At 71.5% G+C, this 26,359-nt stretch carries 17 protein-coding genes and 1 tRNA gene; 9 read left to right on the top strand and 9 right to left on the bottom strand.

Translation table 11 applies throughout. The annotated features are described in order from the left end of the window. The first annotated feature begins 64 nt into the window (after positions 1 to 64). Positions 65 to 2,698, top strand: coding sequence for a LuxR C-terminal-related transcriptional regulator (locus EXU48_RS18980; protein ID WP_133109264.1), 2,634 nt, complete (start codon positions 65 to 67; stop codon positions 2,696 to 2,698). Positions 2,699 to 2,720: 22 nt separating this feature from the next. Here EXU48_RS18980 and EXU48_RS18975 read toward each other — a convergent pair whose 3' ends face one another. After that, complete coding sequence (locus tag EXU48_RS18975) at positions 2,721 to 5,045, bottom strand: arylsulfatase (RefSeq protein WP_207947823.1); 2,325 nt, start codon at positions 5,043 to 5,045, stop codon at positions 2,721 to 2,723. A 185-nt stretch (positions 5,046 to 5,230) separates the two neighbouring features. Here EXU48_RS18975 and EXU48_RS18970 point away from each other — a divergent pair, with 185 nt between their 5' ends. From EXU48_RS18970 to EXU48_RS18945, 6 genes are all read left to right on the top strand, one after another. Further along, positions 5,231 to 7,939 (top strand): LuxR C-terminal-related transcriptional regulator, encoded by a 2,709-nt coding sequence (locus tag EXU48_RS18970; protein ID WP_165962894.1) that lies wholly within the window; start codon positions 5,231 to 5,233, stop codon positions 7,937 to 7,939. 48 nt (positions 7,940 to 7,987) lie between these two features. Next, on the top strand, positions 7,988 to 9,244 hold the full coding sequence (locus EXU48_RS18965; protein WP_133109261.1) for a PucR family transcriptional regulator: 1,257 nt from the start codon (positions 7,988 to 7,990) through the stop codon (positions 9,242 to 9,244). A gap of 79 nt (positions 9,245 to 9,323) precedes the next feature. Continuing rightward, the gene (locus EXU48_RS18960; RefSeq protein WP_133109260.1) at positions 9,324 to 10,265 is read left to right on the top strand and encodes an ACP S-malonyltransferase; all 942 of its coding nucleotides are present in this window, start codon (positions 9,324 to 9,326) and stop codon (positions 10,263 to 10,265) included. A gap of 68 nt (positions 10,266 to 10,333) precedes the next feature. Next, a complete protein-coding gene (locus EXU48_RS18955) occupies positions 10,334 to 11,389 on the top strand; it encodes a beta-ketoacyl-ACP synthase III (protein WP_133109259.1) in 1,056 nt (351 codons plus the stop codon). A 118-nt stretch (positions 11,390 to 11,507) separates the two neighbouring features. Continuing rightward, complete coding sequence (locus EXU48_RS18950) at positions 11,508 to 11,756, top strand: acyl carrier protein (protein WP_133109258.1); 249 nt, start codon at positions 11,508 to 11,510, stop codon at positions 11,754 to 11,756. Positions 11,757 to 11,845: 89 nt separating this feature from the next. Beyond that, complete coding sequence (locus EXU48_RS18945; protein ID WP_133109257.1) at positions 11,846 to 13,090, top strand: beta-ketoacyl-[acyl-carrier-protein] synthase family protein; 1,245 nt, start codon at positions 11,846 to 11,848, stop codon at positions 13,088 to 13,090. Between the two features lie 145 nt (positions 13,091 to 13,235). Here EXU48_RS18945 and EXU48_RS18940 read toward each other — a convergent pair whose 3' ends face one another. The 6 genes from EXU48_RS18940 to EXU48_RS18915 all read right to left on the bottom strand — a co-directional run bounded on the left by EXU48_RS18940 (position 13,236) and on the right by EXU48_RS18915 (position 22,980). Continuing rightward, the gene (locus EXU48_RS18940) at positions 13,236 to 13,736 is read right to left on the bottom strand and encodes a DUF3145 domain-containing protein (RefSeq protein WP_133109256.1); all 501 of its coding nucleotides are present in this window, start codon (positions 13,734 to 13,736) and stop codon (positions 13,236 to 13,238) included. 119 nt (positions 13,737 to 13,855) lie between these two features. Further along, the gene (def, locus tag EXU48_RS18935) at positions 13,856 to 14,341 is read right to left on the bottom strand and encodes a peptide deformylase (protein ID WP_133109255.1); all 486 of its coding nucleotides are present in this window, start codon (positions 14,339 to 14,341) and stop codon (positions 13,856 to 13,858) included. 63 nt (positions 14,342 to 14,404) lie between these two features. Continuing rightward, on the bottom strand, positions 14,405 to 16,135 hold the full coding sequence (locus EXU48_RS18930; protein ID WP_133109254.1) for a hypothetical protein: 1,731 nt from the start codon (positions 16,133 to 16,135) through the stop codon (positions 14,405 to 14,407). A gap of 411 nt (positions 16,136 to 16,546) precedes the next feature. After that, positions 16,547 to 20,173: a methylmalonyl-CoA mutase family protein gene (locus tag EXU48_RS18925; RefSeq protein WP_133109253.1), complete on the bottom strand. Its 3,627-nt coding sequence runs from the start codon at positions 20,171 to 20,173 to the stop codon at positions 16,547 to 16,549. A gap of 40 nt (positions 20,174 to 20,213) precedes the next feature. Continuing rightward, positions 20,214 to 21,422, bottom strand: coding sequence for an MFS transporter (locus EXU48_RS18920; protein ID WP_133109252.1), 1,209 nt, complete (start codon positions 21,420 to 21,422; stop codon positions 20,214 to 20,216). 43 nt (positions 21,423 to 21,465) lie between these two features. Beyond that, the gene (locus tag EXU48_RS18915; RefSeq protein WP_133109251.1) at positions 21,466 to 22,980 is read right to left on the bottom strand and encodes an HD domain-containing phosphohydrolase; all 1,515 of its coding nucleotides are present in this window, start codon (positions 22,978 to 22,980) and stop codon (positions 21,466 to 21,468) included. A 108-nt stretch (positions 22,981 to 23,088) separates the two neighbouring features. Between EXU48_RS18915 and EXU48_RS18910 the strand changes: the two genes are divergently transcribed. Further along, positions 23,089 to 23,793: a hypothetical protein gene (locus tag EXU48_RS18910; protein WP_133109250.1), complete on the top strand. Its 705-nt coding sequence runs from the start codon at positions 23,089 to 23,091 to the stop codon at positions 23,791 to 23,793. Positions 23,794 to 24,678: 885 nt separating this feature from the next. Here EXU48_RS18910 and EXU48_RS18905 read toward each other — a convergent pair. Then, positions 24,679 to 25,458: a DNA/RNA non-specific endonuclease gene (locus EXU48_RS18905; RefSeq protein WP_165962893.1), complete on the bottom strand. Its 780-nt coding sequence runs from the start codon at positions 25,456 to 25,458 to the stop codon at positions 24,679 to 24,681. 229 nt (positions 25,459 to 25,687) lie between these two features. After that, positions 25,688 to 25,761: transfer RNA gene (locus tag EXU48_RS18900), tRNA-Ile, on the bottom strand. A gap of 48 nt (positions 25,762 to 25,809) precedes the next feature. Here EXU48_RS18900 and EXU48_RS18895 point away from each other — a divergent pair. After that, positions 25,810 to 26,310 carry a hypothetical protein gene (locus EXU48_RS18895; protein WP_133109248.1) on the top strand — a complete coding sequence of 167 codons (501 nt, stop codon included), beginning with the start codon at positions 25,810 to 25,812 and terminating at the stop codon, positions 26,308 to 26,310. Positions 26,311 to 26,359 lie beyond the last annotated feature (49 nt).

Here is a 26,359-nt window from a genome sequence, read left to right as displayed (position 1 = left end):
GCGCCCGCGACAGCGGTCTGATGTGACCGGGGAGAACGCTCGTCACGCGGAGGGAATCCAGCCTGTGACCACGATCGACACGACCACCGGAACGCCCAGCGACGCTGGGCACGCGCCGTCGGCGCGCAGCGCCCGGGGCCCGGCACGGGTCGAACGCACCCGACTGCTCTCGATGCTCGCGGCCGGGGTCGCGGGCGGGGCGGACATCATCGCGCTCACGGCGCCCGCCGGCGCGGGCAAGACCACCGTGCTCGACCAGTGGCTCGAGTCCCGGCGGGCAGCCGGCGAGCTCGTGCTGAGTCTGTCCGCGCCGGGTTCGGGGGTGGCGGGGACTCTACTGCCGAGTCTCGTTGGTGCGATCCGGGCCGGAACCATGCCGGCCGACGTGGAGGTCGGGCTGACCGAGCGATTGCGGGCCGCACTGGAGGAGTCGGGTCCTCGGGCCCTGGCGCCGATGCCGGCACTGCCGACGCCGGTCTGGGTCGGCCTCGACGACGCCCATCAGTGGACCGACACCGAGGCGCGCCGCCAACTCCGTGCGCTGGTGTCCCTCGCGGGGCCCGGGCTGCGGCTCGTGATCGCCGCCCGGCACAGCCCGCACGGACTCCTGTCCCCGGCCCTGCTGGACGGTTCGGCGAACGAGTACCGGTCCGCCGAGCTGGCGTTCGACCGCGACGAGGCACGGGCACTGTTGGGGGCCGAGGGTATCGACCTGAGCGATTCCGATCTCGAGAGCCTGCTCGGTCGGACCAAGGGCTGGGCGGCCGGTCTGCGGCTGGCCGCGCTCGCCCTGGGACGTCGGGCCGATCGCTCGGTGTTCGTCCGGAACTTCGCGGGCACCGACCGGGCCGTGGCGGACTACCTCGTCTCAGAGGTGCTCTCGAGCCTCGAGCAGGGTCAGATCGACCTGCTCCTCGACGTGTCCGTGGCCGATCGGATCAGCCTCGATCTCGCCCGGGTCCTGACCGGTCGCTGCGACGCCGGTGTGCTCCTCGAGGACCTCGTCCGGGCCAATGCGCTGGTTGGCCCCGTACGCGACGAGCCGGACTGCTACGAGCTCCATCCCCTGTTGCGGACCTACCTCCGGGCCGAGTCCCAGCGTCGCGACGAGGACCGGCACCGCCGTCACCAGGCGGCTGCGATCGACTGGTTCGAGTCGGCGGGTGACGTCCGAGGTGCGGTCCGGCACGCCGTCGCGGCGTCGGACTGGTCCCGAGTGGAGTCGATGATCGCGGCGACGTGCGTGCGTATCACCGCGACCGACGGGCCGCAGGCCATGCGCGAGATCCTCGGGTCGCTGCCGACCTGGATGCAGGCTCGTCCGGCCGTCGCCGGCGCCGCCGCGCTCACCGCAGTACTCGAGGAGGACCTCGCTGCTGCCCACCTCGATCTCGCGGTCCTGGATGCGGCCGCGGACGACGTGCCCCGGCGCGAGGCGTACCGGGCGGTCGCCCTGCTCGCCTCGGCCCGGACCCGATCGCTCGGCCGGGAGGAGGTGTCCGGGGCGCTCACGGCGCTCGAGGCCGCCACCGGAGTCGATCCCGACCTGGTGCTCGTGGGCAGATCGCTCGGCAGCATGGCGCTGGCCATGCTCGGCGAGCTGGACACCGCCGAGACGATGGCGCGGTCCCTGGCCCGGATCAGCCGCACCCGGGGCCTGGACTTCCTGCTGTTCCGGGCCCTGGGCGCGCTCAGTGCCGTCGCCCTGTTCCGGTCCGACCTGCGCGCCGTTCGGGCGGTGGCGGCCGAAGCGATCGAACTCGCGAACCGGCGCAGCTGGTACCGGCACCCGCGCCTGGGCCAGTTGCACAGCGAGTTGGCCCTGGCGGCGTGGCAGCACGGTGATACCGCCATGGCGGCGGAGCACGCCCGGGCGGCGATGGAGGTCGCCGACCCGGACATCGACCGGCTCACCGCCGCCGCGACCCTCTGCATCCACGACCTGACCGTGGGCGCGACCGACCCCGGCCTGGACGTCACCGCGATCGCGCACGTCCAGGACTTCAACAGCCTCTGGCCATCCCTGCCGCCCGCGGCGGTCTCGATGTTCGCGTGCTTCGAGCTGCTCGTGACACTGCGCTGCCATCAGGTCGAACTGGCCGGGGCCATCGTCAGCCGCGTCGAAGCGGTCCTCGTCGGGGCTGCGGATGTGGAGGTGTTCAGGGCGCTGCGGCACGTGTACCAGGGGCACGACGCCGCGGCCCGGGATGACCTGGACCGGGTGCGCAACACCCGGTTCCTCACGTCCAGGACCGCGGTGATCGCCGCGGCGATCACCGCGCACCTCGCCGACGCCGCGGGGCGGCCGGCGCGCAGCCACGAGGCGCTCCTGGAGGCGCTCGGCCTCGCCGAGCGGAACCAGATGATGCGGTGCCTCCTGGACGCCGCGCCCTCGATACCGAGCCTGCTCCGCCGTGGTCGGGGCCGATTCGGCCGGTACGAGACCTTCGTGAGCGAGACTCTCGCCTTCGCGGACTCCCGTACCCAGCCCGACGGCGGCTCCGGCCTGGTGCTCACGGGCAAGGAGCTGGAGGTGCTTCGGGATCTGCCGTCGATGCTGTCCATGCGGGAGATCGCCGACGCCCATGTGGTGAGCATCAACACCGTGAAGACCCACGTGCGGTCCGTCTACCGCAAGTTCGGCGTCGCGACTCGCCGTGAGGCGGTGGATCTGGCCCGTCAGGCCGGCCTGCTCTGAACCGGCCTGACGGGCGCAGGTGTCAGTCCCGCGCGAGCGCCCCGAGCGCCTCGGTCTCAAGGTCGAGGTAGCTCTCCTCGCTCACGTCCACCGCGACCCCGAGGATCTTGCCGCCCGTGAAGGCGAACGGCGCCCGATAGGACCTGCTGACCGAGTCCGCGCTGTCGAAGCCCACACAGAGTCCGTCACCGCAGAGCGTGAACTTGCCGACCTGGGCTCGCATCGGTCCCTCGGCCACGACCTGGTCGTCGACGTAGAGCCTCGTGGTGCCGACCGACTCCTTGTTCGGACCGGCGCCCTCGCGGACGAACTCCATCCCGAGCGCGTGCGGGCCGGGCGTGAGGATCTCCGAGGTGAAGGTCTGCTCGGGTGGGATGCCCAGGAAGTTGTACACGTAGTGGAGCCTGCGGTCCTTGAGGAACAGGGCGTGCCCGCCGAACCTCGAGCCGTGGGCGAACAGGACGCCCTCGGCATCCGCACTGAGATCGACGTCCGCGATGATCTTGTACGAGCGGCCCCGGACGTTGACCGCGACGCCCTCCGGAACCGCCGAGGATCCCGGGTAGTACACGTACCGGGTCCGCGGTGGTTCCGCCTGCGGCCGCGAGATCGTCAGCAACTCCATCGCGGTCCGGTCGTCGAGCGGCAGCCCGTGATTCGCCTCCGCCTCCTCGAACCAGGCGGCGATCAGTTCGCGCAGTCGCTCCGGCTCCTGGTCGGCAAGGTTCCTGGACTCCGAGCGGTCGGCGTCGACGTGATAGAGCTCCCAGGAGTCCTCGTCGAACCGGCCGTTGCCGGTCAGTGGTGCATGTGTGGCCGCGGCCTTCCAGCCGTCCTGCCAGACCCCCCGGGTTCCGAGCATGTTGTAGTACTGGCGGTGCTTCTGCGTCGGTGCGTCGGCGGAGTCGAAGCTGTACCGCATCGAGACGCCGGCCAGCGGCTCCTGCTTGACTCCTCGGTAGGTCTCCGGCATCTCAAGGCCGGCCACGTCCAAGATCGTGGAGACCACGTCGGTGGCGTGGTGGTACTGGTGCCGGATCTCACCCTTGGCCTTGATGCCCTTCGGCCAGTGGATGACCATCGGATCGCACGTACCACCGGAGTACTGCGAGTAGCGCTTGAACATCTGGAAGGGCGTGCTGAAGGCGACCGCCCAGCCCGTGGGGTAGTGGTTGTAGGTCTCCGGGCTGCCCAAGTTGCCCAACTGAGCGAGGTTCTCGGTGATGTCGTCCGGGTAGTTGTTGAAGAACTTGTTCTCGTTCACCGACCCGTCCGGCGACCCCTCACCGGACGCCCCGTTGTCCGCGCAGTAGAAGATCAAGGTGTTGTCGAGCTGGCCGCTCGCCTCGAGGTAGTCGACGATCCGGCCCACCTGAGCGTCCGTGTACTCCGAGAATCCGGCGAACACTTCGGCCATCCTGGCGAACAACCGTTGTTCGTCCTCGCTGAGCGAGTCCCAGGGCCGCACTGCGTCGGCCGCGTTGGCGACCTCCTCGGCCAACGGGTTCGTCGGCGTGAGTTCGGTGCCCTCCGGCATCACGCCGCGTTCGACCATCCGACCCAGGACCCAGTCCCGGTAGGCGTCGTAGCCGTCGTCGAACATCCCCTTGTACTTCTCGATGTACTCCTCCGGCGCGTGGTGCGGTGCGTGGTTCGCGCCCGGGCAGAACCAGAGGTACCAGGGCCGTGACGGGTTCGACGCCTGCTGGTCGCGGATCATCTTGATGCTCTGGTCCGCGAGGTCCTTGGACAGGTGGTACCCCTCCTCCGGGGTGTACGGCTGCTCGATGAAGTGGTTGTCCTCGCACAGGTCCGGATACCAGTTGTTCGTCTCCCCGCCCAGGAACCCGTAGAACCGGTCGAATCCCTTCGCCAAGGGCCATTGGGACCTGCTGCCACCGCTGGAGTTGTCCTCCTCGGGCACGTTGTGGTTCTTGCCCACCCAGAACGTGGAGTAGCCGTTGTCCTGGAGGACCTGACCGACCGTGGCGCACTCATCCGGGATCCGGCCGGCGGCACCGGGAAAGCCGTTGGTGGCCTCCATGATGGCGGCGACCCGGTTCGTGGTGTGGTTGCGGCCGGTCAGGAAGCACGAGCGGGTCGGGGAACACAGCGCGGTGGTGTGCCACTGCGTGTAGGTCAGCCCGTTCTGCGCCAATCGGTCCAGCGTCGGCATCGCAATCCGACCGCCGTACGGCGACCACGACGCGAGCCCGGTGTCGTCGTAGAGCACGACGAGCACGTTCGGCGCCCCATCCGGCGCCTTCGTCAGCTCGTACGGCGACCAGTCCGGAACCGAGTCGCGCACGTCGAGGTTGATGACCCCGTTGAATTCCTTGGCTGTCATGGCCCATGCCCTTTCCCTGCGAGACCGGAAACGTCCACGGCAATGATTCGACGCGGGCGGGTCGGCCGCGTCACCCCCGGCGGGTGATTCGCCGCGCGGCATGGCGGCGGCAGAATGGCGGCAAGCAACTGGACACTCGGCGGCGGTCACCCCGTCGCGGACCCGGTGGCGATAGGCTCCGCCACATGCAGGCTGGGTCTACCGGGTCGCGCCCTGCGACGCGCGGGCGGGGCGTACGCCGCGCTGCGCCGCGCAACCACCCGGCGCAGCGCCACGCCGGCGCCCGGGCGTTCGTCTCCCGCACCCGCGTTCGCGTCCCACGAGTATCCGACGGCCTCGTCGTGCGGGAGCGCCTCACCGCCCTGCACCTCGGCGCCACCCCCGTGTCCTTGGTCTGCGCGCCCGCCGGATCAGGCAAGACCATCCTCGTGGTCGACTGGGCCCGCCGCGCCGCCGAGCGGGGTGAGAGGGTGGCGTGGGTCGGCCTCGACGAGAGCGATGATCGTCCCTACGAGTTCTGGTCTGCTCTCATCGACGCCCTGATCGAAGCCGCACCGGCGGACGCCGCCGACGAGCTCGACCAGCTGAGTCCGCCGCGAGACCGCGTCGAGCCACGGTTCATCACCGCGCTGACCGAGGTGCTGGACGCGACCCAACCGGTGCGATGGCTCGTCCTCGACGACCTGCACCGGATCCGTTCGGCCGACGTCCTGGCCGGACTGGAGTCACTCCTCAACGACCTTCCGCCGGGCCTCGGCGTCGTTCTGATCAGCCGACACGAGCCGGAGCTGAACCTGCACCGCCTTCGGCTGACCGGCACGCTTCGCGACATCCGCACCGACGATCTCGCGTTCACCGAGGCCGAGGCGTCGGAACTGTTCGAGCGGGTCGGCAGTTCGCTGTCACCGCTGGACCTCGCCCGGGTGGTCGGCCGCACCGAGGGCTGGGCGGCCGGGCTGCGGCTGGCCGCCGTCTCCCTCTCCGGGTCGAGTGACCCGAGCGGCTTCCTGGCACAGTTCGAGGGTGATCGTCGCGAGGTGGCCGACTACCTCTTCACGGAGGTGGTCCAGCACCTGCCCGAGCACACCTACGAGTTCCTGCTCCGGACGTGCACACCCGAGCAGTTGTCGGTCGACCTGGCGGCCGAACTGTCCGGACAGGCCGACGCCGGCAAGATCCTCGACCGACTCTGCCGACAGAACGCCCTGGTGGTCCAGTCCGGCGACACGTCCTGGTACCGCTACCACAGCCTGATGCGCAGTTACCTCACTGCGGCGCTCGCCCGCGAGGACGTCGAGGCCCCGCGCCACCAGCACGCCGCTGCGGCACGCTGGTTCGATGCAGCCGACCAGCCACTCGTCGCGATCGAGCACGCCCTGCAGGCCGGCGACGACGACTACCTCGTCCGCATGCTGCGCGCACGTGGACTGCGTCTCATCCTCTCGGGTCACGCGCCCACGGTTCGGGACGCGATCACCAGGGCCGGAACTGCGGCCCGCCGGGACCCAGGCGTTGTGACGATCGCTGCGCTGGCCATGCTGGACCTCTCGGACCCCGTGGCCGCGGACGAGCAACTGGCCGCGCTGACCAGACTCGGCCCACCGGAGGACGCACGACTGGCCGCCATGCGAGCCGCCGCCGTCGTCAGCCGGGCCCTGCTCGGTGGCGACGTGGCCAAGGCACTGCGAGCGACCGGGATCCTCGACCTGTCGCTCTCGGGCGATCCCGATGTCGACCTGATCGTTCTCATCCAGCGGGGACCCGCTCGGATGCGTGGCGGCGACTACACCCGGGCGATCGCCGACCTCGAGCACGCCCTCGAACTGGCCCGTGCCCAGGGCTACGACGAGGCTGTCCTCACCACCCTCGCCCAGCTGTCGGGCATCACCGGCGCCGCATGTGACTTCCCGGCCACGCAGTCCTGGACCAGCCAGGCGATCGAGTACGCGAGCCCGCGTGGTTGGGCCGACTCCCCGAGACTCGCCTACGCCTACCTGCTCGCCGCGTGGACCGCGTTCCAGACCTGTGACGACCAGACCCAGGCCGAATACGCCGGGCGAGCCATCCACGCTCTCCCGGATGCCGGCAACGTCGAGGTCGAGGTCGGTGTTCGGAGCATGCATGCGCTGGCCAGGTTCGAGGCGTCGACCGGTGAGGCCCGCAGACAGGCCGTCGCCGACTTCCGCGAGGTCTGGTCGAGCCCGATGGCCGATCAGGTGTCCCCGGCGATGGTTGGTTACGCGACCCCGCAGGAGATCCGGCTCGCGCTGGCCGTGGGGGAGAACGACTGGGCGACGGACGCCGTCGAGAGGGCGGCGCGCCTCGTCCCGGACAGCGCCGAAGCACTCACCATGCGCGCGCACCTCCTGTACGCCCGGGGCCGGGCGACCGAGGCGCGTCGCCTGCTGACCACCGCGCTGCAGGCTGACCTCACCGTCCATCAGGAGTCGACGATCGTGGCGGCGAACGTGCTCGCGGCGGTGGTGGATTCCGGCCAGGACAACCCGACGCGCGCCTTCGAGTCCCTTCGGCGGGCACTGGACTGGGCCGCGACCCGGAACTTCCGGCGCCCGTTCGTCGACGCCTGGCGCGAGGTCGAGCCGCTCCTGCGCACGCACCAAGGGCGCTTCGGCCACAGCGAGGGCTTCGTCACCGCCCTGCTCGAGCGGGAGCAGCCCGAACGCTCCGAACTGGCCGACATCTCCACGCTCAGCCCGCGAGAGATCGAACTGCTGCGCGACCTGCCCTCACCACTGTCCGTCAAGGAGATCGCCGCCGCTCGGGGCGTGAGCGTCAACACGATCAAGACGCACCTCGGCGCCGTGTACCGCAAGCTCGGCGTCTCAGGCCGGTTCGCCGCGATCCGGGAAGGTCGCGAGCACGGGCTCCTCTGACCGCGTCGTTTGTGGGCTTTCCACAAACGACACCGTATCCTCAGGCCCATGAGTCGCAAGGTGTCCACGCACCGAACGCCGTCCTCGGCGTCGGTCGACGAAGCGGGTCCGGGATCGGACGAGGCGGTTGCCGAGCCTGCCCCGGAGCGACCGGCCACGGCCGAGATGGTCCGGCGGTTACGGCACGGCACGGACCTGCTCACGGCCGCGGCCATGCGCCGCCTGGACGAGGAACTCCCGTGGTACCGGGCCCTGACGGCCGAGGACCGCTCGTGGATCGGTCTGGTGGCGCAGTCGGGCATCGCGAACTTCATCGCCTGGTACGAGAACCCGGGGCGCGGCTCCTACAACGCGGCCGAGATCTTCCGTGCCGCGCCGCCGGAGCTGACCCGGTCGATCTCCCTGCAGCACACCCTGCAACTGGTCCGAATCGTCGTGGAGATCGTCGAGGAGCACACCGAACAACTGGCCGCGCCGGGCCAGCACTCCACCCTGCGCGAATCGGTGCTGCTCTACTCCCGGGAGGTGGCCTTCTCGGCCGCCGAGGTCTATGCGCGGGCCGCGGAGACCCGCGGCGCCTGGGACGCCCGCCTGGAGGCGCTGGTGGTCGACTCGCTGCTGCGCGGCGACCCCGACGATTCCCTGCACTCACGCGTGGCCGCCCTGGGCTGGGCCGGCCGCGGGAACACCCTCGTTCTGGTCGGCACCATCGAGGGCGAACTCGACGACGTGGGCACCGCGGAACTGCGCCGGGCGGCCCGGCGCACCGCCCAGGACGCGCTCGTGGGTCTCCAGGGCAGCCGGCTGATCGTGGTTCTCGGCGGTACAGGCAACCTGCGGCAACAGGCGGAGGAGCTGCTCCCCCGGTTCGGCCCCGGGCCGGTGGTCATCGGTCCTCAGGTTCGCGAACTGGCCGACGCCGGTCGTTCCGCCAGGGCCGCCCTGTCCGCGCTGCAGGCGGTCCCGGCGTGGCCGTCCGCGCCGCGCCCGGTGCTCGCCGACGAGCTGCTCCCCGAACGGATGCTGCTCGGGGACCCGGACGCGCACCGAACCCTGCTCGCGGACGTCTACGGTCCGCTGCTCGGGGTGGGTGGACCGCTCCTGGAGACGCTCTCGGTGTACCTGAACGAGGGCCGCTCCCTCGAGGCCACCGCGCGCCAGTTGTACGTCCACCCGAACACGGTGCGGTACCGGCTCAAGCGGATCGCCACGATCACCGGTTGGGACCCGACCCACGCACGGGAGGGATTCGTGCTCCAGATCGCCATCGCGATCGGCCGCCTCGCCGAAACCGTGCCATTGTAGGAATCGCACAATCCCCCCGACGGAGCTTCGTGCGATCCGTCGCCCGCAGCGGCGGGATCGCACAAGGAAGAGTGGAACGGTGATCGCAGTCCTCAGCCCTGGTCAGGGCGCCCAGTCCCCCGGCATGCTCGCCCCATGGCTCGAGCTCGACGGCACCACCGGCTCACTGTCGGACGAACTCGACGGTTACGCCGACGCCGTCGGGCTGGACCTGCGGGCCCTGGGCACGACGGCGGACGCAGACACGATCAAGGACACGGCAGTCGCCCAGCCCCTCATCGTGGCGACCTCGCTGCTCGCGCTCAGCGCCCTGCAGGCACGCGTGGGCGACGTCAACGGCTGGGCGATTGCCACCGCGGGACACTCCGTCGGAGAGTTCGCGGCGGTCGCCGCGGCCGGGGTCCTGCCCGCCACCGACGCCCTGCGTCTGGTCGCGGTCCGCGGCTCGGCCATGGCGCATGCCGCGGCCGCCGAACCCACCGGGATGTCCGCCGTGGTCGGCGGTGACGCCGGCGACGTGCTGGACACCCTGAGCGCGTACGACCTGGTCGCCGCGAACGTCAACGGCGGCGGGCAGATCGTCGCCGCCGGAGCCCTGCCCGCCCTGGCCGCCCTCGCCGCGGAGCCGCCCGCGAAGGCCCGGGTGATCCCCCTGGCCGTCGCCGGTGCGTTCCACACCCGCTACATGGCGTCCGCCGTCGACGCCGTCGCCGCTGCCGCCGCCGCCCTGACCCCGGCCGACCCACGACTGACCCTGCTCTCGAACGCCGACGGCGCCGCCGTCGCCTCGGGTGCCGACGCCCTGGCCGCCCTGGTCCGCCAGATCTCGGCACCGGTGCGCTGGGACCTGTGCCAGCAGACGCTCGTCGAGCGCGGCGTGCAGGCCGCGATCGAACTCGCCCCCGGTGGGGTCCTCACCGGACTCGCCCGCCGGACGATGCGCGGCGTCGAGACCATCGCGTTGAAGTCGCCCGCCGACCTCGACGCCGCGGCGGACCTGATCGCCCGCCATCACGGCTGACCGGCCTGCGCCGGCCCACCCCGGCCGCCACCTCCCCTTCCGCACGACCCGACCACTCAGGAGCCCCGATGACCAAGCCGACCCTCGCGCAACCCACGCCAGTCCTCGGTAGCCGCATCCTCGCCGTCGGGGGTTCGCGTGGCAGCGAGCTCGTCCCCAACGACGACATCGTCGGCCCGATCAACTCCTCCGACGAGTGGATCCAGCAGCGCACCGGCATCCGGACGCGGGCGCGGGCCGCCACGGGCGTCACGATCAAGGATCTCGCGGTCGACGCGGCGAACGACGCCCTCGACAAGGCCGGGCTCACCGGGTCGGACCTCGACGCCGTGCTGGTCTCGACCGTGACCCACTTCGAGCAGACCCCCTCGCTCGCCACGATCGTGACCGACGCCATCGGCGCCACCCCGGCGCCGGCCTACGACGTGTCCGCGGCCTGCGCCGGCTACTGCTACGGGATCGCACAGGCCGACGCGCTGGTGCGGGCCGGGACCGCGGAGAACGTGCTCGTGATCGGCGTCGAGAAGATGAGCGACTTCATCGACCCGACCGACCGCACGATCTCCTTCCTGCTCGGTGACGGCGCGGGCGCTGCCGTGGTCGGCCGCTCGGACACCCCGGGTATCGGACCGACCGTCTGGGGCAGCGACGGTTCGCAGTCGTCGGTCATCTACCAGACGCACTCCTGGCTGGACTATCGCCGCGAGGAGCTCGGCGAGCCGGTCCCGGAGACCCCGGAGACCGCCGAGGAGGTCTCCCAGATGACCACTCCGACGCTGCGCCAGCTGGGCCCGACCGTGTTCAAGTGGGTCATCTCCTCGATGCCCAACATCGCCCGCCGCGCCGTGGACGCCGCCGGCCTGCAGCTCGAGGACATCGACGTGTTCATCCCGCACCAGGCGAACATGCGGATCACCGACCAGCTGCTGAAGCTGATCAAGTTCCGCGAGGACATCGTGGTCGGCCGCGACATCGCCGACACCGGCAACACCTCGGCCGCGTCCATCCCGCTGGCCACCGAGCGCCTGCTCCGCGAGGGCCAGGCGAAGGGCGGGGACATCGCCCTGCAGATCGGCTTCGGTGCCGGGCTGGCCTACGCCGCGCAGGTCGTGGTCCTGCCCTGATCCTGCTGGGGCTCGTCCGACCCGAGTCGGGGCGGCCCAGCGCGCCGCAGTGGCACCGCCACCGTGGCGTCGGGGACACTGGTCCCCACCCGTATGAAACCCTGAGAATGGAGCAAGCATGGCGCACAGCGAAGAGGACATCCTGGCCGGTCTGGCCGAGATCGTGAACGACGAGACGGGACTGCCCGCGGACGCCGTCCAGAAGGACAAGTCGTTCACCGATGACCTCGACATCGACTCGCTGTCGATGATGACGATCGTCACCCTGGCCGAGGAGAAGTTCGAGGTCCGGATCCCGGACGAAGAGGTCAAGAACCTCAACACCGTCGGCGACGCCGTGAGCTTCATCGCGCAGGCCCAGGCCTGAACCTCGTCCCGACCCCTGGTTGCCGCCGGGCGTGCGTGACCCGCACGCCCGGCGCGGCCACCCCCGTTCATAGTCTTGGAGTCACGTAGATGAGCGATCAGCCGAACGTAGTTGTGACGGGCCTCGGAACGACCTCACCGCTCGGTGGTGACGTCCCCACGAGCTGGGCCGCCGCCCTCGCCGGCAAATCCGGCGTGCGTACCCTCGAACAGGACTGGGTGAGCCAGTACGAACTGCCCGTGACCTTCGCCGGCCAGTTGGCCGTGCCCGCCGAGGAGATCCTCTCCCGGCCCGAGACCCGCCGGATGGACCCCAGCGCGCAGTTCGCGATGATCGCGGCCCGCGAGGCCTGGGCGGACGCCGGGTCGCCTGAACTTCCCGGCGAACGCATCGGTGCCGTGATCGCCTCCGGCATCGGCGGGGTCATCACGCTCGTGAACGCCTGGGACACCATCCGGGACAAGGGCGTGCGGCGGGTGCTCCCGCTGACAGTCCCGATGCTGATGCCGAACTCCCCCGCCGCGTACGTGTCGATCGAGGTCGGCGCGAAGGCCGGCGCACACACGCCGGTGTCCGCGTGCGCCTCCGGTGCCGAGGCCATCGGCTACGGCCTGGAGATGATCCGCACCGGCCGGGCAGACGTGGTGGTCGCCGGCGGCACCGAGGCCGCCATCCACCCCTTGCCGATCGCCTCGTTCGCGAAGATGCAGGCCCTGTCCACCCGCAACGACGACCCGGCCGGCGCCTCGCGCCCCTACGACGTGAACCGGGACGGGTTCGTGCTCGGCGAGGGCGCCGGTGTCATCGTGCTCGAGCGCGAGGACCACGCGATCGCCCGCGGTGCGCGGATCTACGCCCGGGTGGCCGGCCTCGGCATGACGTCGGACGCCTACGACGTGGCACCTCCCGACCCGACCGGCGCCGGGCAGGAGCGGGCCTTCCGGCTCGCCCTGGCGAACGCCGGCGTGAGCGCCGCGGACGTGGTGCATGTCAACGCGCACGCCACCTCCACCCCCGCGGGTGACGGCGTCGAGGCCAAGGCGATGCGCCGCGCCCTCGGCGACGACGCGGACCACGTGACCGTCTCGGCCACGAAGTCGATGACCGGGCACCTGCTCGGCGGAGCCGGGGCGCTGGAGTCGATCTTCACGATCATGGCGATCGTGGACCGGCAGGCCCCGCCCACGATCAACGTCTCCGACCCGGAACCGGATCTCCCCATCGACCTGGTCCGGGATTCGCCCCGTGCGCTGCGCGACGGCGACATCGCCGCCGTCAACAACGGGTTCGGGTTCGGCGGGCACAACGCCACCCTGGTGTTCACGAACGCCTGACCCGCTCTGGCGCTGAGATCGCACCTGGGCCGCTCTGTCGCTGAGATCGCACCTGAGCACCTGAGATCGCACTGGCGCACAGTGCGATCTCAGGTGCTCAGGTGCGATCTCAGCGGATTCTGGGGCGCGGTGCGCGGGCGGCGCGTCAGCCGACCCGGTGGAGCCAGCGCACCGGTACGCCGGCGCCGGCGTACCGGAACGGTTCGAGCTCGTCGTCCCAGGCCTGTCCCAGGGCCAGGTCGAGTTCGTGCTTCATCCGCGCCGGCTCCTCGGCGTGTGCCATCGCGGCACGGATCCGGTCCTCCGGAACCACCACGTTGCCGTGCACGTCCACCTGGGCGTGGAAGATGCCGAGGTCCGGGGTGTGGCTCCAGCGGCCGCCGTCGACGCCGAGGCTGGGCTCCTCGGTGACCTCGTAGCGCAGGTGGGTCCAGCCCCGCAGAGCGGAGGCGAGGCGTGCGCCGGTGCCGGCGGGCCCGGTCCAGGACAACTCGGCGCGGAACAGGTCCGGCGCGGCCGGCTGCGGGGTCCAGTCGAAGGACGCGCGCGCATCCAGCACGGAGCCTGCTGCCCACTCCACGTGCGGGCACAGGGCCCGGGGTGCGGAGTGCACGAAAATGACGCCGCGGGTGCTCACACCAGTCATTGCCATCCCCTCCTGTTTCTGTTCGAGATACGTCTTCCCCAACGATCTCGGTCAGTCACCTTCAGGAATGCACACGGCTTCCATGCCCATAATGCCCTAAAGACGGGCGTTTGTGCACCTCACATCAATTCCCGCACCTGACGCATGGCCCCCTTGCGGACGTCACGGTCGAGCCGGTCGAGGTACAGCCTGCCGTCGAGGTGGTCCACTTCGTGCTGCAGGCACCGGGCCATCAGACCCTCTCCCTCGACCGTCACCGCAGCGCCGTCAAGGTCGATCCCCTCGACCTTCGCGTACGTCGCGCGTCGCGTCGGGAACCACAGGCCGGGCACCGAGAGGCAGCCCTCGTCACCGTCCTGGATCCCCTCGGACACCTTCACCAGGCGGGGGTTCAGGACGTAGCCGACCTCGCCGTCGAGGTTCCAGGAGAACGCCCGCAGGCTGACCCCGATCTGGTTCGCTGCCAGACCGGCGCGGCCCTCGGCGTCGACCGTCTCGACCAGGTCGGCCACGAGCGCCCGGACCCGGTCGTCGATCCTGGTGATCTCCTCGCACGGGGTCCGCAGCACGGGGTCACCGATCACGCGGATGCCACGGAATGCCATGACTCGATCCTTCCATGCGGGAGGGGCGCCAGGTGTGCCCCGGCGCCCCTCACAACGGCGGCCCTACTGGTCGGCCAGGACCCAGCGGTAGGTCGGCGCGTTGCCGGTGAAGTCCAGCCAGTCGGACCAGGTCACGGACGCGACATCGGTCGAGACGTCCAGGACAGCCCAACCGGTGTAGGTCTGGCCCGGCTGCATCTCCGACGGCGTCTGCTGGCTCTCGTCCAGGCAGAACAGCCCCGAGAAGGCGTTGGTCTCCAACTCCCCACCGGCTGCGGTCTGGGCGCCGAGCTCGAAGCCGATGAACGTGTAGTACCCGTCGTCGGTGTCGGCGAGCTCCGGCAGCGTCGTGAACTCGAACTGCAGGCCCAGGTACTGCCCGGACTCGGGCTCGGAGCACAGCAGCGCGTTCCCGCTCGGCTGCCAGTTCGTCTGCGCCTCGAGCAGCCGGACCTCGACGACCGGGACGCCGTTCTCGCTCACGATCGCGGGGTCCGAGCCGGTGAGGTCCGCGAAGTCGCCCGACGGCGGGGCCACCGTGGTGGAGTCCGTCGGCTCATCGGTCGCCTGATCGGTCGGCTCGTCCGTGGGCTCCACGGTGCTCGCGGTCGGCTCCGGCGTGGGGGTGCCGTCCGTGTCGCCGCCGCCGCCCGAGATCGCCCGGACCGCAAAGAAGATGACCAGGGCGAGCACCACGACCGCCGCGATGATCCCGATGATCAGCCCGGTCCGGTTCTTGCCGCCGGGAGCGCCCGGCCCGGGCGGGCCGCCGTAGCCTGCGGCTCCGGTCGTGTAGGGGGAGCTACCGCCCTGGTCGAGCCCGGAGGTGGGTGCGTAGTTGTACATGCTGTTCGACGGCGGCTGGCCGCCGCCGTAGCCAGCCGCAGCGCCGGCGCTCGCGGCCTGGCCGTACTGGCCCGCTGACTGGTCGTAGCCCGGCGCGGACGCCTGGCCATACTGACCCGCTGACTGGTCGTAGCCCGGCGCGGACGCCTGGCCATACTGACCCGCCGACTGGTCATAACCCGGCGCGGACGCCTGGCCGTACTGACCGTGCTGACCGGGCTGCTGCGCGCCCTGGCCGTAGCCGGGAGCGGCCGACGCCTGGCCGTACTGGCCGGGCTGCTGGCCAAACTGGCCGGGCTGCTCGCCGTACTGGCCGGGCTGCTGGCCGGCGCCCTGACCGAACTGCTGGCCCTGTGACTGACCGAACTCCTGGGTCGGGGTCTGACCGAACGCCTGGGTCTGCGGTTCACCGCCGTAGGAGGGCGGCGGCGGCCCGAACTGGGAGTCCGCAGCACCGGCAGCGGCCCCCGCGGCGGCCGCACCGCCGTAGGAGGGGCCCTGCTGGTCGCTCTGGCCGGGCGCACCACTCCCGTCCCCGTAGGAGGGCGCACCACTGGCCGCTCCGTACGAGGGCGCACCACTTGCGCCCCCGTAGGACGGCGCACCACCGGCACCGCCGAACCCATCGGTCTGCTGACCTTGCTGGCTGTGCTGACCGTGCTGGCCAGGCTGCTCCGGCTGGGCGACGTGGGCGCCGGGGGTGAAGAGGGTGGTCGGCTCGTCGTTCGCCGGCAACGGGCCGGCAGCGTCCGATGTTCCGGGCTCCCCGAACCGCGGCGTCGCGTCGCCGCCGAACCGCGGCGTCGCCGAGTCCGCGGAGGGATCGGGGGGGTCGGCTGGGTGGCCGGATCCCGGCGCGTCCGGGGCCTGCGAGGCGTCGGCCGACTCGGACATCGCACCGGCCGGCGGCATCGCCGGGCGCACGACGGTCGCATCCGAGTCGGGCATGGCAGCTGAGTCGTCCAACGCGCCGGCGCCCGATCCCGTCGAGTCCGACGACATCGCATCCGCGGCAGCGCCGCCAGCGGCAGCGCCGCCAGCGGCAGCGCCGCCAGCGGCAGCACCGGCGCCGGCCTCGGTCGCGGCAGTCGCCGGCGGGGCGCCGGTCTCCTCGTCGAGCCAGAACTGCCACCCCTCGGGCGCCGGTCCCCACGACGCGTCCGGCTGCCACCCCGGTGGTGGCGTCCAGCCCTCCGGAGGCGTCGGCCATCCAGGAGGCGAGTTGTAGCGATATGCCATGCCGATCCCCTCAAGATCCGAACACGCGCGAGCGCACCCGGTCGGTTCGATTTTTCCGGCCCAGTCTAGGGGTACGCACCCCCGTGACGCCGGGTCATCGCGATGGGCACCTCTGTCCGCTCACATGTTCCGCCGGTACTCCCCGCCGACCAGGTAGAGCGCGTGCGTGATCTGCCCGAGCGAGTGCGTCCGGACGGCGGACATGAGCGCCTCGAACAGGTTGCCGCCGCCGCGCGCGACGGCCTGCAGATCCTCGAGCGCGGCCGGCGCCAGGGGGTTGCGCGCACCCTGCCACTGAGCGACCTCGGTGATCTGCTGTTCCTTCTCGGCGGTGGTGCTGCGGATCAGGTCGATCTCAGCCGCGATCCGGCCCGGGTCCTGCCGGGGCAGGAACGTGTTCACGCCGATGATCGGGAGGGAACCGTCGTGCTTGCGGGTCTCGTACAGCAGCGACTCGTCCTGGATCCGACCCCGCTGGTACATCGTCTCCATCGCCCCGAGCACGCCACCGCGGTCGCTGATCGCCTCGAACTCGGCATACACGGCCTCCTCGACCAGGTCCGTGAGCTCGGAGATGATGAAGCTGCCCTGCCACGGGTTCTCGGTACGGTTCAGCCCGAGCTCGGCGTTGATGATCATCTGGATCGCCACCGCCCGGCGCACGCTCTCCTCTGTCGGGGTGGTGACGGCCTCGTCGTAGGCGTTCGTGTGCAGGCTGTTGCAGTTGTCGAAGATCGCGTACAGCGCCTGCAGGGTGGTGCGGATGTCGTTGAACTGCACCTCCTGCGCGTGCAGCGACCGGCCCGACGTCTGCACGTGGTACTTCAGCATCTGGCTGCGCGGCCCGGCGCCGTAGTTGTCCCGCATCGCCCGCGCCCAGATCCGCCGCGCGACGCGTCCGATCACGGCGTACTCGGGGTCCATCCCGTTGGAGAAGAAGAACGACAGGTGCGGGGCGACCTGGTCGATGCTCATGCCCCGGGCCAGGTAGTACTCGACGATCGTGAACCCGTTCGCGAGCGTGAACGCGAGCTGGGTGATCGGGTTCGCCCCGGCCTCGGCGATGTGATAGCCCGAGATCGACACCGAGTAGAAGTTCCGCACCGCGGTGTCGATGAAGTACTGCTGGATGTCCCCCATCATCCGCAGCCCGAACTCGGTGCTGAAGATGCACGTGTTCTGCGCCTGGTCCTCCTTGAGGATGTCCGCCTGCACGGTGCCGCGGACCGCCGCGAGCGTCTCGAGCCGGATCCGTGCGTACGTCTGCGCGTCCACGAGCTGGTCCCCGGTGACCCCGAGCAGGGCCAGCCCGAGCCCGTCGTGCCCGGGCGGCAGGTCGCCCATGTAAACGGGCGCCGACCCCCGCACCTGCTCGAGGCGAGCCTGCGCGGCCGCCCACCGTTCGCCGTCGGCCCTCAGGTACTTCTCGACCTGCTGGTCGATGGCCGCGTTGAAGAACATGGCCAGGATCGTCGGTGCCGGCCCGTTGATGGTCATCGACACCGACGTGGTCGGCGCGCACAGGTCGAAACCGGAGTACAGCTTCTTCATGTCGTCCAGCGTCGGCACGTTCACGCCGGAGTTGCCGACCTTGCCGTAGATGTCCGGGCGGGTGGCCGGGTCCTCCCCGTACAGGGTCACCGAGTCGAACGCCGTGGACAGCCGCGCGACCTCCTGACCGGCGCTGAGGTAGTGGAACCGCCGGTTCGTGCGCTCGGGCGTGCCCTCGCCGGCGAACATCCGGGTCGGGTCCTCCCCGGTGCGCCGGTACGGGTACACGCCGCCGGTGTACGGGAACGCACCCGGCAGGTTCTCGTGGTGCAGGAAGGCGAGCAGGTCCCCCCAGCCCCGGTAGGTCGGCGCGGCGACCTTCGGGATCGGCGTGCCGGACAGGGAGGTCGAGCGGTTCGCCACCTCGATGTCCATGCCCCGGACCCGGTAGCCACCGGTCTCCGCGGTGATCGCCGCGAGCCGGCCGGGCCAGCTGCGCAGGAGTTCGCGCGAATCCTCACCGAGGCGCCCGACGGCGGAGGTGTAGGCCCGGCGCAGCGCGAGCAGGGTGGGGTCGGTCGGGTACCCGACGACGCCCTTGCCGGCCGTAGGCACGCTCGCCGCGGTCGGTCGATCGGACTGCTCGGTCGAGTGCCCGACGGCGTCCGCACCGTCGGTGCGAACGGCCCCGTCGGTCGCGGGGCGGGCTGGGCCGGCATGGTGGGCAGGGTCGGCACTGCCGAGGTCGGCGGTGCGGTAGGGCGCGAGGGCCTCGGGCAGCGCGGGGTCCCCGAGGTCGCGCAGGGCGCGCCAGTAGGCCTGCGCCGCGTCCGCGGTCTCGACGTCGAGCGCGACGCGGTCGCGCAGACCACGACCGGCCTCGGCGATCTCGGCGAGGTAGCGCACCCTCGCCCCGGGGATGAGCGCCGCGGAGCGGGGCTCCCCACCGGCCTCGCCCCCACCCGGGTGAGCGTCCAACGCGAGGCGGGCTCCGCCGTCGGCCGCCTCGACATGGGCGGCGAGCATCGCCCGCAGCCGTTCGAAGACAGCGGTGACCCCGGGGTCGTTGAACTGGCTCGCGATCGTCGGCAGCACCGGGACCTGGTCGACCGGGAGGTCGAACGCGACCCGGTTGCGGCGCCACTGCTTGCGAATGTCGCGCAGCGCGTCCGGGGCGCCGCGGCGGTCGTACTTGTTCAGCACGATCAGTTCCGCGAAGTCGACCATGTCGATCTTCTCGAGCTGGCTCGCGGCGCCGTAATCGCTGGTCATCACGTAGACCGGGAGGTCCACGAGCTCCACGATCGCGGAGTCCGACTGGCCGATGCCCGCGGTCTCGACGATGACGAGGTCGAAGCCGACGGCCTTCAACAGGGCGATGCAGTCCCCGAGCATGGCGGCGGTCGAGGTGTGCCGGCTGCGGGTCGCGATCGAGCGCAGGTGGATGCGGTCCGAGCGCAGGGCGTTCATCCGGATCCGGTCGCCGAGCAGGGCTCCGCCGGTGCGGCGGCGGGTCGGGTCGACGGACAGCACCGCGATGTGGAGGTCGTCGAACGCGGCGAGGAACCGGATCAGGAGCTCGTCGATCACCGAGGACTTGCCGGCGCCGCCGGTGCCGGTGACCCCGAGGACCGGGACCACCCGGCCGGCCGCGGCCGCGGCCCAGTCGGCCCGGACGGCGGCGAGCTCCGGCTCGGCCAGGACGCCGTCCTCGACGGCGCTGATCGTGCGCGCGATGGCGACGTCGTCGTCGACGGACGGGACGCCGTCGGGCATCGACGAGGGACGGCGATGGGCCCGGGTGCGGGCGATGACGTCGTCGATCATGCCCTGCAGGCCGAGCTGCATGCCGTCGTCGGGGTGATAGATCCGTTCGACGCCGTAGGCCTCGAGTTCGGCGATCTCGGCCGGGGTGATGGTGCCCCCGCCACCGCCGAACACGCGCACGTGGCCGGCGTCGGCCTCGCGCAGGCGGTCGACCAGGTACCGGAAGTACTCCAGGTGCCCGCCCTGGTAGGAGGAGATCGCGATCGCGTCGACATCCTCGGCGAGGGCGGCCCGGACCACGTCGTCCACGGAGCGGTTGTGTCCCAGGTGCACCACCTCGGCGCCGGCGGCCTGGATGAGGCGGCGCATGATGTTGATCGCGGCGTCATGGCCGTCGAACAGGCTCGCCGCCGTCACGAACCGCAGCGGTGTCGCCGCCGGATCCTGCGACCTGGCGGACACGTCACCGGAGTCGGTCAGCACACCCATGGAACCTCCACACGACGCCGGGCGGAACTACTCGATCGTATCAACGCCCCGGAGGAGGTCCCTGCGCGGTGCCTGCCGACCGGGCGGCGGCCCGCCGGACGCCGAGCAGGAGCGACCAGGCCGCACCGAGACCGGCGATGCCTGCTGCGATCGCGAAGGTCCACGTGATGCCCGCGGCCTCGGCGACGAGGCCGAGGGCGATCGGTCCGAGGCCGAGGCCGAGGTCGAGGAACGCGCTCAGGGTGCCGGACGCCGCGCCCCGCTCGGCCGGCGGGGCGGCCGCGAAGACGGCGGCGAAGAACGCCGGTGTCGTGAACGTGACCCCGAGCCCGAGCAGCACCGACCCGGCGATCAGCCCGGTTGGCGTACCCCACCCGGCCATGACCACGAGACCCGCCCCGATCCCGCCGAGGCCGGCGGCGCCGAGCCGCAGCGGCGGCAGCCGGTCCTGTACCTTCGCGAACGCGATCCGGCCGGTGACGACGACGATGCCGTAGACGAACAGCGGCAGGCTCGCCACGCCGAGCCCGACCTCACCGGCGCGCAGCGCCCCGAACGCGAGGAAGCCGCCGGCGGCGACCATCGAGGTCAGGAACGCGAGCCCGACCGGCACCGACGGCCGGTGGATGAGCGAGCGCGGGACGCCATCGGGCACCATCGCCGTCCGGGTCTCGCCGATGCTGCCCGCGATGGCGGCGGCACCCAGGGCCAGCCCGGCCGCGGTCAGCCACGCCGCCGGGAAGCCACTGACCCGCACGAGTAGTTCCCCCAGTGGTGGCCCGAGGGCCAGACCCAAGTACAGCCCGAGCGAGTTGTAACTGAGCGCCTCGCCCATCCGGCTCGGCGGGGCGAGGTCGGCGAGTGCCGCGATCGCGGCCACGAAGAAAGCCGCCTCGGCCGCCCCGAGGACCAGGCGCAGAGCCACGACGGCCGCCAGGTGGGTGGCCAGCGGCAGCAGTAGCGTCGCGAGCGCGCAGATCAGGGCACCGCCCACGAGCAGCGGCCGGCGGCCACGGGAGTCCGAGAGCCGACCTGCCCAGGGACGCAGCACGAGCGCGGTGACGGCGAACGCCCCGAACGCGAGCCCGGCGGCGGCGTCGTCGCCACCGAGCGGACCGGTGACGTAGATCGGCAGCGCATAGATCGCGAGCCCGCCGGACGTGAAGTACGCGAGGTCGGCGACCCCGAGCATGAGGAACGGCCGGGTGAACAGTCGCTGCGGTGGGACGGTGAGGACGGTGTGTGACATGCGGTAAGGGTTGCGCGGGCCGATGGGCCGCACATGGGTAGACCTACCAGGGTCGCTCGAGCAGTCCGTGTCCCATGGCGAACAGCGCGGCGGCCGGACGGGTGCTCGCACCGATCCGCGTGTAGATGTCCTGCACGTGATGCTCGGCCGTGCGCGACGAGATGTGCAGCCGGTCCGCGATCTCTCGGTTGCTCAGCCCGCGGGCGAGCAGGCGGAGTACCTCGACCTGCCGGTCCGTCAGTCCCGCCACCCCGGTTCGCGACGCGGTCTCCCGCTGCCCCGCGGCGCGCAGGACGGCGCCGACGGCGTCCGGGTCGAGCCGGCCCGCGCGGGCGTGCGCTGCGAGGTTCGCCGTGGCTGCCTCCGGCGGAAGTGCGTCCCGGTGCGGCCGACCCTCGACGTCGGTGCGGTACCGGTCCGCGGCCGCGACGACGCGGGCGGCCAGGGACAGGTCCGGCGAGCGGAGTCCGCGGTGGTACCCGCTGCCGTCACACCGCTCGTGGTGCTGGGCGGCGAGGGCCGCGATGTCGCCGAGCTCCGGGACTCGGCTGAGGATACGCTCGGAGTAGTACAGATGCAGACGGGCCTGGTCCCGCTCGGCGGCGGAGAGCGGGCCCGGCTTGGCCCAGACCCGCCCCGAGACCCCGATCCGGCCGAGGTCGTGCAGGTGACCGGCGAGCCGGACCCGGTCCGCTCCGGGCAGCCTGAGGTGATCGGCGGCGGCGCCGGCCAACTCGGCCACGGCGGCGGAGTGCCCGTGCAGCCACGGGTTCTTCAGGTCGACGAGGTCACCCAGGGTGCGGGCGACCGTGGCCAGGGCGGCGTCGTCGATCAGGCGGACCGGGTCGGGTTCGAGGTCGAGGACGGCACGGTGTGGGTCGACCTCGTCGAGTCCCTCGAGGAGGTCGGGGGTGAGCGCGGCGGCGAGATCCGGGTCGAGCTGACGCCCGGCGCGAGCGCCGACCTGCTCGAGTGCGGCCGGAACCCCGGCGGTTCCCAGGAACAGGGCGGCAGTATCGGCCACGTGTGTGATTCGGGTCGCCAGCGGGATCTCGGCGCCGGCCACGGCGGGGGCACTGCGGCCGTCCCACATCGCGGTGACCGACGCCAGGCTGCGGTCGACGTCCCCCGGGAGCCCGAGGCGCCGGGCCGCGTCCCGGGCGACCTCGCAGGTGGCGGTCGGCGCCATCACGTCCGTTGCCGTTCGGATCACCGTCAGCAGCGTGCCGATCCGGCTGCGTCCGGCCGCGGCGCTGACCCCGGGGACCAGGGTGCGCACCACGTCCAGGGGCCGCGACATGTCGGCCAGGTAGTTGAACCGGACCAGGGAGATGTCGTCGCCGAACGCCCGCACCGACTCCGGTGCCGCGGCCGTGCAGCCGAGATGCTCCAGGAGCGCCGTGTAGAGCACGGTCCTGACCTCCTCATCCCCGCAGCCGAGGACGCGGGCGAGTCGTCCCGCGAGGACGCACCGGATCAGCGACGCGTCGAGCGGGGCACCCGAGCCCAGGTCCATCGCGCCGGACAGCCCACCGAGAACGCCGAGCAGCCGGAACATGGGTCCACGGTGGCACGGGGGCGACCGGTCGGCCAGTTCCCGCCGCCGCCGGGGCCGATGCGACACAATGGCCGGACCAGCACACCACCGACCACAAGGGGAACGAACGTGACCAACCCACCCGCAGGCCCGTACGGACCGCCCGAACCGCAGCCCGGCCAGGGGGGCTACGGCCAGCAGCAGGGCGGGTACGGTCAACAGCCCGGTGGCTACGGCCAGTCGAGTGGCGGCTACGGCCAGCCGAGCGGCGCACCCCCCGTGCCGCCGGCCCCCGGACAGTTCCCGTCGACACCGGCGGGCCAGTACGGCGCGAACCAGGTCGGCGCGGGCCAGTACGGCGCGCCCGGTGGCCAGTTCGGCAACCCCTACGGCGGTGCACCCTACGGCGGACTGCCGCCGGAGCGGCCCGGGACGGTCAAGGCGTCGGCGATCCTGAGCTGGATCGGTGGGGGCCTCGGGGTGCTGTTCGGCCTCCTGATCGCCATCCTCGGCGGGACCATCGCGAACAACCCCGAGGTGGCCGAGATGCTGCCCGGCGCCGGCGGCCTCGTCGTGGGCCTGGGGATCGTGCTCCTGCTCTGGTCCGCCGGGGTGATCGTGCTCGCCGCGCTGATGTGGCGCGGGAAGAAGGGCGCCGCCATCGGCCTGGCCGTGATGGGCGGGCTCTACACGCTGCTGAGCATCGTCTCGGTCGCGACCGGTTCGAGCGACGCCCAGCTCGGCCTCGGCGTGGTCTGGGTGATCATCGCGTCCGCACTGGCGGTCGTGAACAGTTCCCGCACCTGGTACGACCAGCAGGCCGGCATCCGCTGACCGCCGGGCCGGCTACGGCGCCGGTCCCGGACCTGCTGCGCCCCGCCTGGTCCGGTGCCCGCACCGCGTCCCGCTCCCCGTGCCCGACCCGTCGGGCCCGGGGAGTTGTCACAACCGGGCCGGTCGCCCGGTCCCTACGGATGCGTGGCCGGAGCCGGCCGAGTCGCAGGTAAGGACGAGCACCACTGGGTTTCACCGGGGCGGGGACACCGACCGCTCTGCCGGAAGCAGAGAGCGACTGGACCCGCTCGTCGCCGCTCCGCCCACGCGAAGGTGTCATCGCACGGCGCGACACGGCCGTGCGCCGCAGAACCGCGCCCCGCGAAGCCACCCTCGAGGTCAGTGATCGTGGGCGGGTCCGTTCCGGCGAGTCGCCTCCTGGAGGAGTTCTTCGAGCCGAGGAGGTGCGCCCGTCCGGAGGTCAAGCCCGCCTCAGCCCGGACGGCGTCTTCGAGTCCCAAGCGGGCCATCGATTGGTCGAAGAGCTGGAATCAGGCAACCTGACCATGGCCCGCACGGGCGCAGCGATCGACCTGAGTGACGGCACCCTCGCGATCGCGATGCTCGCTCGATCCTCCTCACCTCACTACCCTTCGCGAGGTCAGGTTGAACGCTCGCGGGAGTTGCGCAGCCACGACACAGAGCGGACCGGCAATCGACTTGACGCCGTTCGAGGGGCCAGAGGTCGATGATCGCCTTCCCGAGCGTCAGATGATCGGCACGAGCGCGTTCTCACTCGATCGGGCGAGACTCACCCTCCGTGGCGAGGCTCCGTCCATGGGGAGCTGAGGGTTCGCCCGCGTTGAGAGGCCTGGTTCGGTGTACTCGAGCCGAGCAACCGAGTCGCCGCCGGTGCACCCGCGCGCCTCGGCGACCGCGATCCGGTCAGGGCGTGAGGATGGTTGCCACCATCACGTGCGGGCTGCGGTTGAACCGGAGCTTGACGACGATGGAGGTGGGCCTGTTGACGTTGGCGCCGTACACCGGGCGCACCGACATCCAGCACTTGGTGCCCTTGACCCGTAGGCGGTCCCTGATGACCTGTTCGAGCCGGCCCCAGTCGCCACCGGCGGAGTTGATCTTCCTGTTCATCGCGACGTAGTTCGCCAGCAACCTCGGCGGGCCCCCGAGCGAGTGCGCGATCAGGTGGCCGGACGCGTCGCTCTTGCGCTTGTTCGGAACCTTCATCGTCGCGCTCCGCCCACCGCGGACGAGGACGAGAGGCCCTGAGACCTTCCCGGTCCGATTCTTCGCGTGTGCGAAGTAGTACTTGCGTCCGTCGTGCTTGTGTCTGCTGTACTTATGGACGTTCTTCGGCCCAGTCTTCACCGGGAAACTCCCCTTGCCGAAGCTCGTCGTGGTCAGCAGACCCCGTTTGATCAAGGCGGCACGTCGCGTCTGCGGAGTGGTCTTGCCGCGCTGCACCTGCGGATCCGGCTCAGCGTCCTCACTTCTCGCGGCGACGGCGGTCAGGCGCTGCACCGCAGGCGCGGTAGCGCGCGCCCCGGCCGACAGGCCGGCGCGCGCGAGCAGGGCCTCCGTCCCCCGGTTCCCCAACGCCCTCTGCATCAGCGCGACCGCGTCCGGGAACTCGGAGAGCCTGGCGGCACCACCGGCGCCGCGCGGAACCCGGTCGGGCCGCACCCCAGTCCTCACACGCTCCATGACGCCCACGCTGGCCCGCTGCCCGCGTCGGCTCCAGCGCGGTGAGGAACTGTTCCGGGCAGACAGGCTCGCCCCTCCGGGCACGCAGAATTCTTGGGACATGGGTTCGAGCACCTTCGGAGCGTTCTACGGAGGGCACCGGTGACGGATTCGGCCACACCCGTGACCTGACCACCCTCACGCGATGGCGGCGGCACGCCGAAACGTTGCTTCGAGCGGAGACGACAGGTGCCCCAGGTGGGGCTTGAACCCACGACCGACGGATTATGAGTCCGCTGCTCTGACCGGCTGAGCTACTGGGGCCGACGGCGCACTAGCGTATCCGCACCCGCGTTGGGTTAGCGTCAGGGCATGGCTCGATCACGCGAATCCCTGCCCACAGCGGCCGCCGGGAAGATGCCCGCCGGGGTCCGTCCCCTCCTCGTCCAGGCGCTCGACGGCGGAGGCTGGGCCGTGCTCGCCGGTGCCGGTCTGCTCGTGGTCACCGAGGACGAGCTGGTGCTGCACCGGCCCTGGTCGGACGTGGACCATGGCGACTGGGACGGTGAGGCGAACGCGATGACCCTGACCTGGGTGGACGGCGCCGCCCCGACCCGGCTGGACCTGACCGAGGACGTCCCGGCCCGGTTCCCGCTGCTGATCCGGGAACAGGTGGAGCACTCCCTGGTGCAGGTGATCACCGAGAAGGCGGCCGGCGGCGGCCAGTTGCGCGCGGCCATCCGGCGGGGGCCGGACGGGGAGCTGTTCTCCCAGGTGACGTCCTCCGGGAAGGTGCGCCGCGGCCCGGCTCTCGAGGCCCAGATCGCCGACCTCGAGAAGCGCATCCGGACCGCCGTCGGGCTCCATGCCTGAGCCGGACGAGGTGCCACGGCGGGCCGGAGCACCCCCGCGGGACTGTTAG

This window comes from Occultella glacieicola (assembly GCF_004353825.1).
GTDB classification, from domain to species: domain Bacteria; phylum Actinomycetota; class Actinomycetes; order Actinomycetales; family Beutenbergiaceae; genus Occultella; species Occultella glacieicola.
Note: the sequence above shows the minus strand (reverse complement) of the source record. Positions and strands in the feature narration are given on the sequence as shown.

Bases quoted from the DNA above. Each gene is read 5' to 3' on its own strand.
- EXU48_RS18975 (WP_207947823.1), bottom strand. From the start codon at position 5,045: ATGACAGCCAAGGAATTCAACGGGGTCATCAACCTCGACGTGCGCGAC.
- EXU48_RS18930 (WP_133109254.1), bottom strand. From the start codon at position 16,135: ATGCCCGACTCGGATGCGACCGTCGTGCGCCCGGCGATGCCGCCGGCC.
- EXU48_RS18895 (WP_133109248.1), top strand. From the start codon at position 25,810: ATGGCTCGATCACGCGAATCCCTGCCCACAGCGGCCGCCGGGAAGATG.
- EXU48_RS18905 (WP_165962893.1), bottom strand. From the start codon at position 25,458: ATGGAGCGTGTGAGGACTGGGGTGCGGCCCGACCGGGTTCCGCGCGGC.
- EXU48_RS18950 (WP_133109258.1), top strand. From the start codon at position 11,508: ATGGCGCACAGCGAAGAGGACATCCTGGCCGGTCTGGCCGAGATCGTG.
- EXU48_RS18920 (WP_133109252.1), bottom strand. From the start codon at position 21,422: ATGTCACACACCGTCCTCACCGTCCCACCGCAGCGACTGTTCACCCGG.
- EXU48_RS18965 (WP_133109261.1), top strand. From the start codon at position 7,988: ATGAGTCGCAAGGTGTCCACGCACCGAACGCCGTCCTCGGCGTCGGTC.
- EXU48_RS18955 (WP_133109259.1), top strand. From the start codon at position 10,334: ATGACCAAGCCGACCCTCGCGCAACCCACGCCAGTCCTCGGTAGCCGC.
- def (WP_133109255.1), bottom strand. From the start codon at position 14,341: ATGGCATTCCGTGGCATCCGCGTGATCGGTGACCCCGTGCTGCGGACC.
- EXU48_RS18915 (WP_133109251.1), bottom strand. From the start codon at position 22,980: ATGTTCCGGCTGCTCGGCGTTCTCGGTGGGCTGTCCGGCGCGATGGAC.
- EXU48_RS18945 (WP_133109257.1), top strand. From the start codon at position 11,846: ATGAGCGATCAGCCGAACGTAGTTGTGACGGGCCTCGGAACGACCTCA.
- EXU48_RS18970 (WP_165962894.1), top strand. From the start codon at position 5,231: ATGCAGGCTGGGTCTACCGGGTCGCGCCCTGCGACGCGCGGGCGGGGC.
- EXU48_RS18940 (WP_133109256.1), bottom strand. From the start codon at position 13,736: ATGACTGGTGTGAGCACCCGCGGCGTCATTTTCGTGCACTCCGCACCC.
- EXU48_RS18925 (WP_133109253.1), bottom strand. From the start codon at position 20,173: ATGGGTGTGCTGACCGACTCCGGTGACGTGTCCGCCAGGTCGCAGGAT.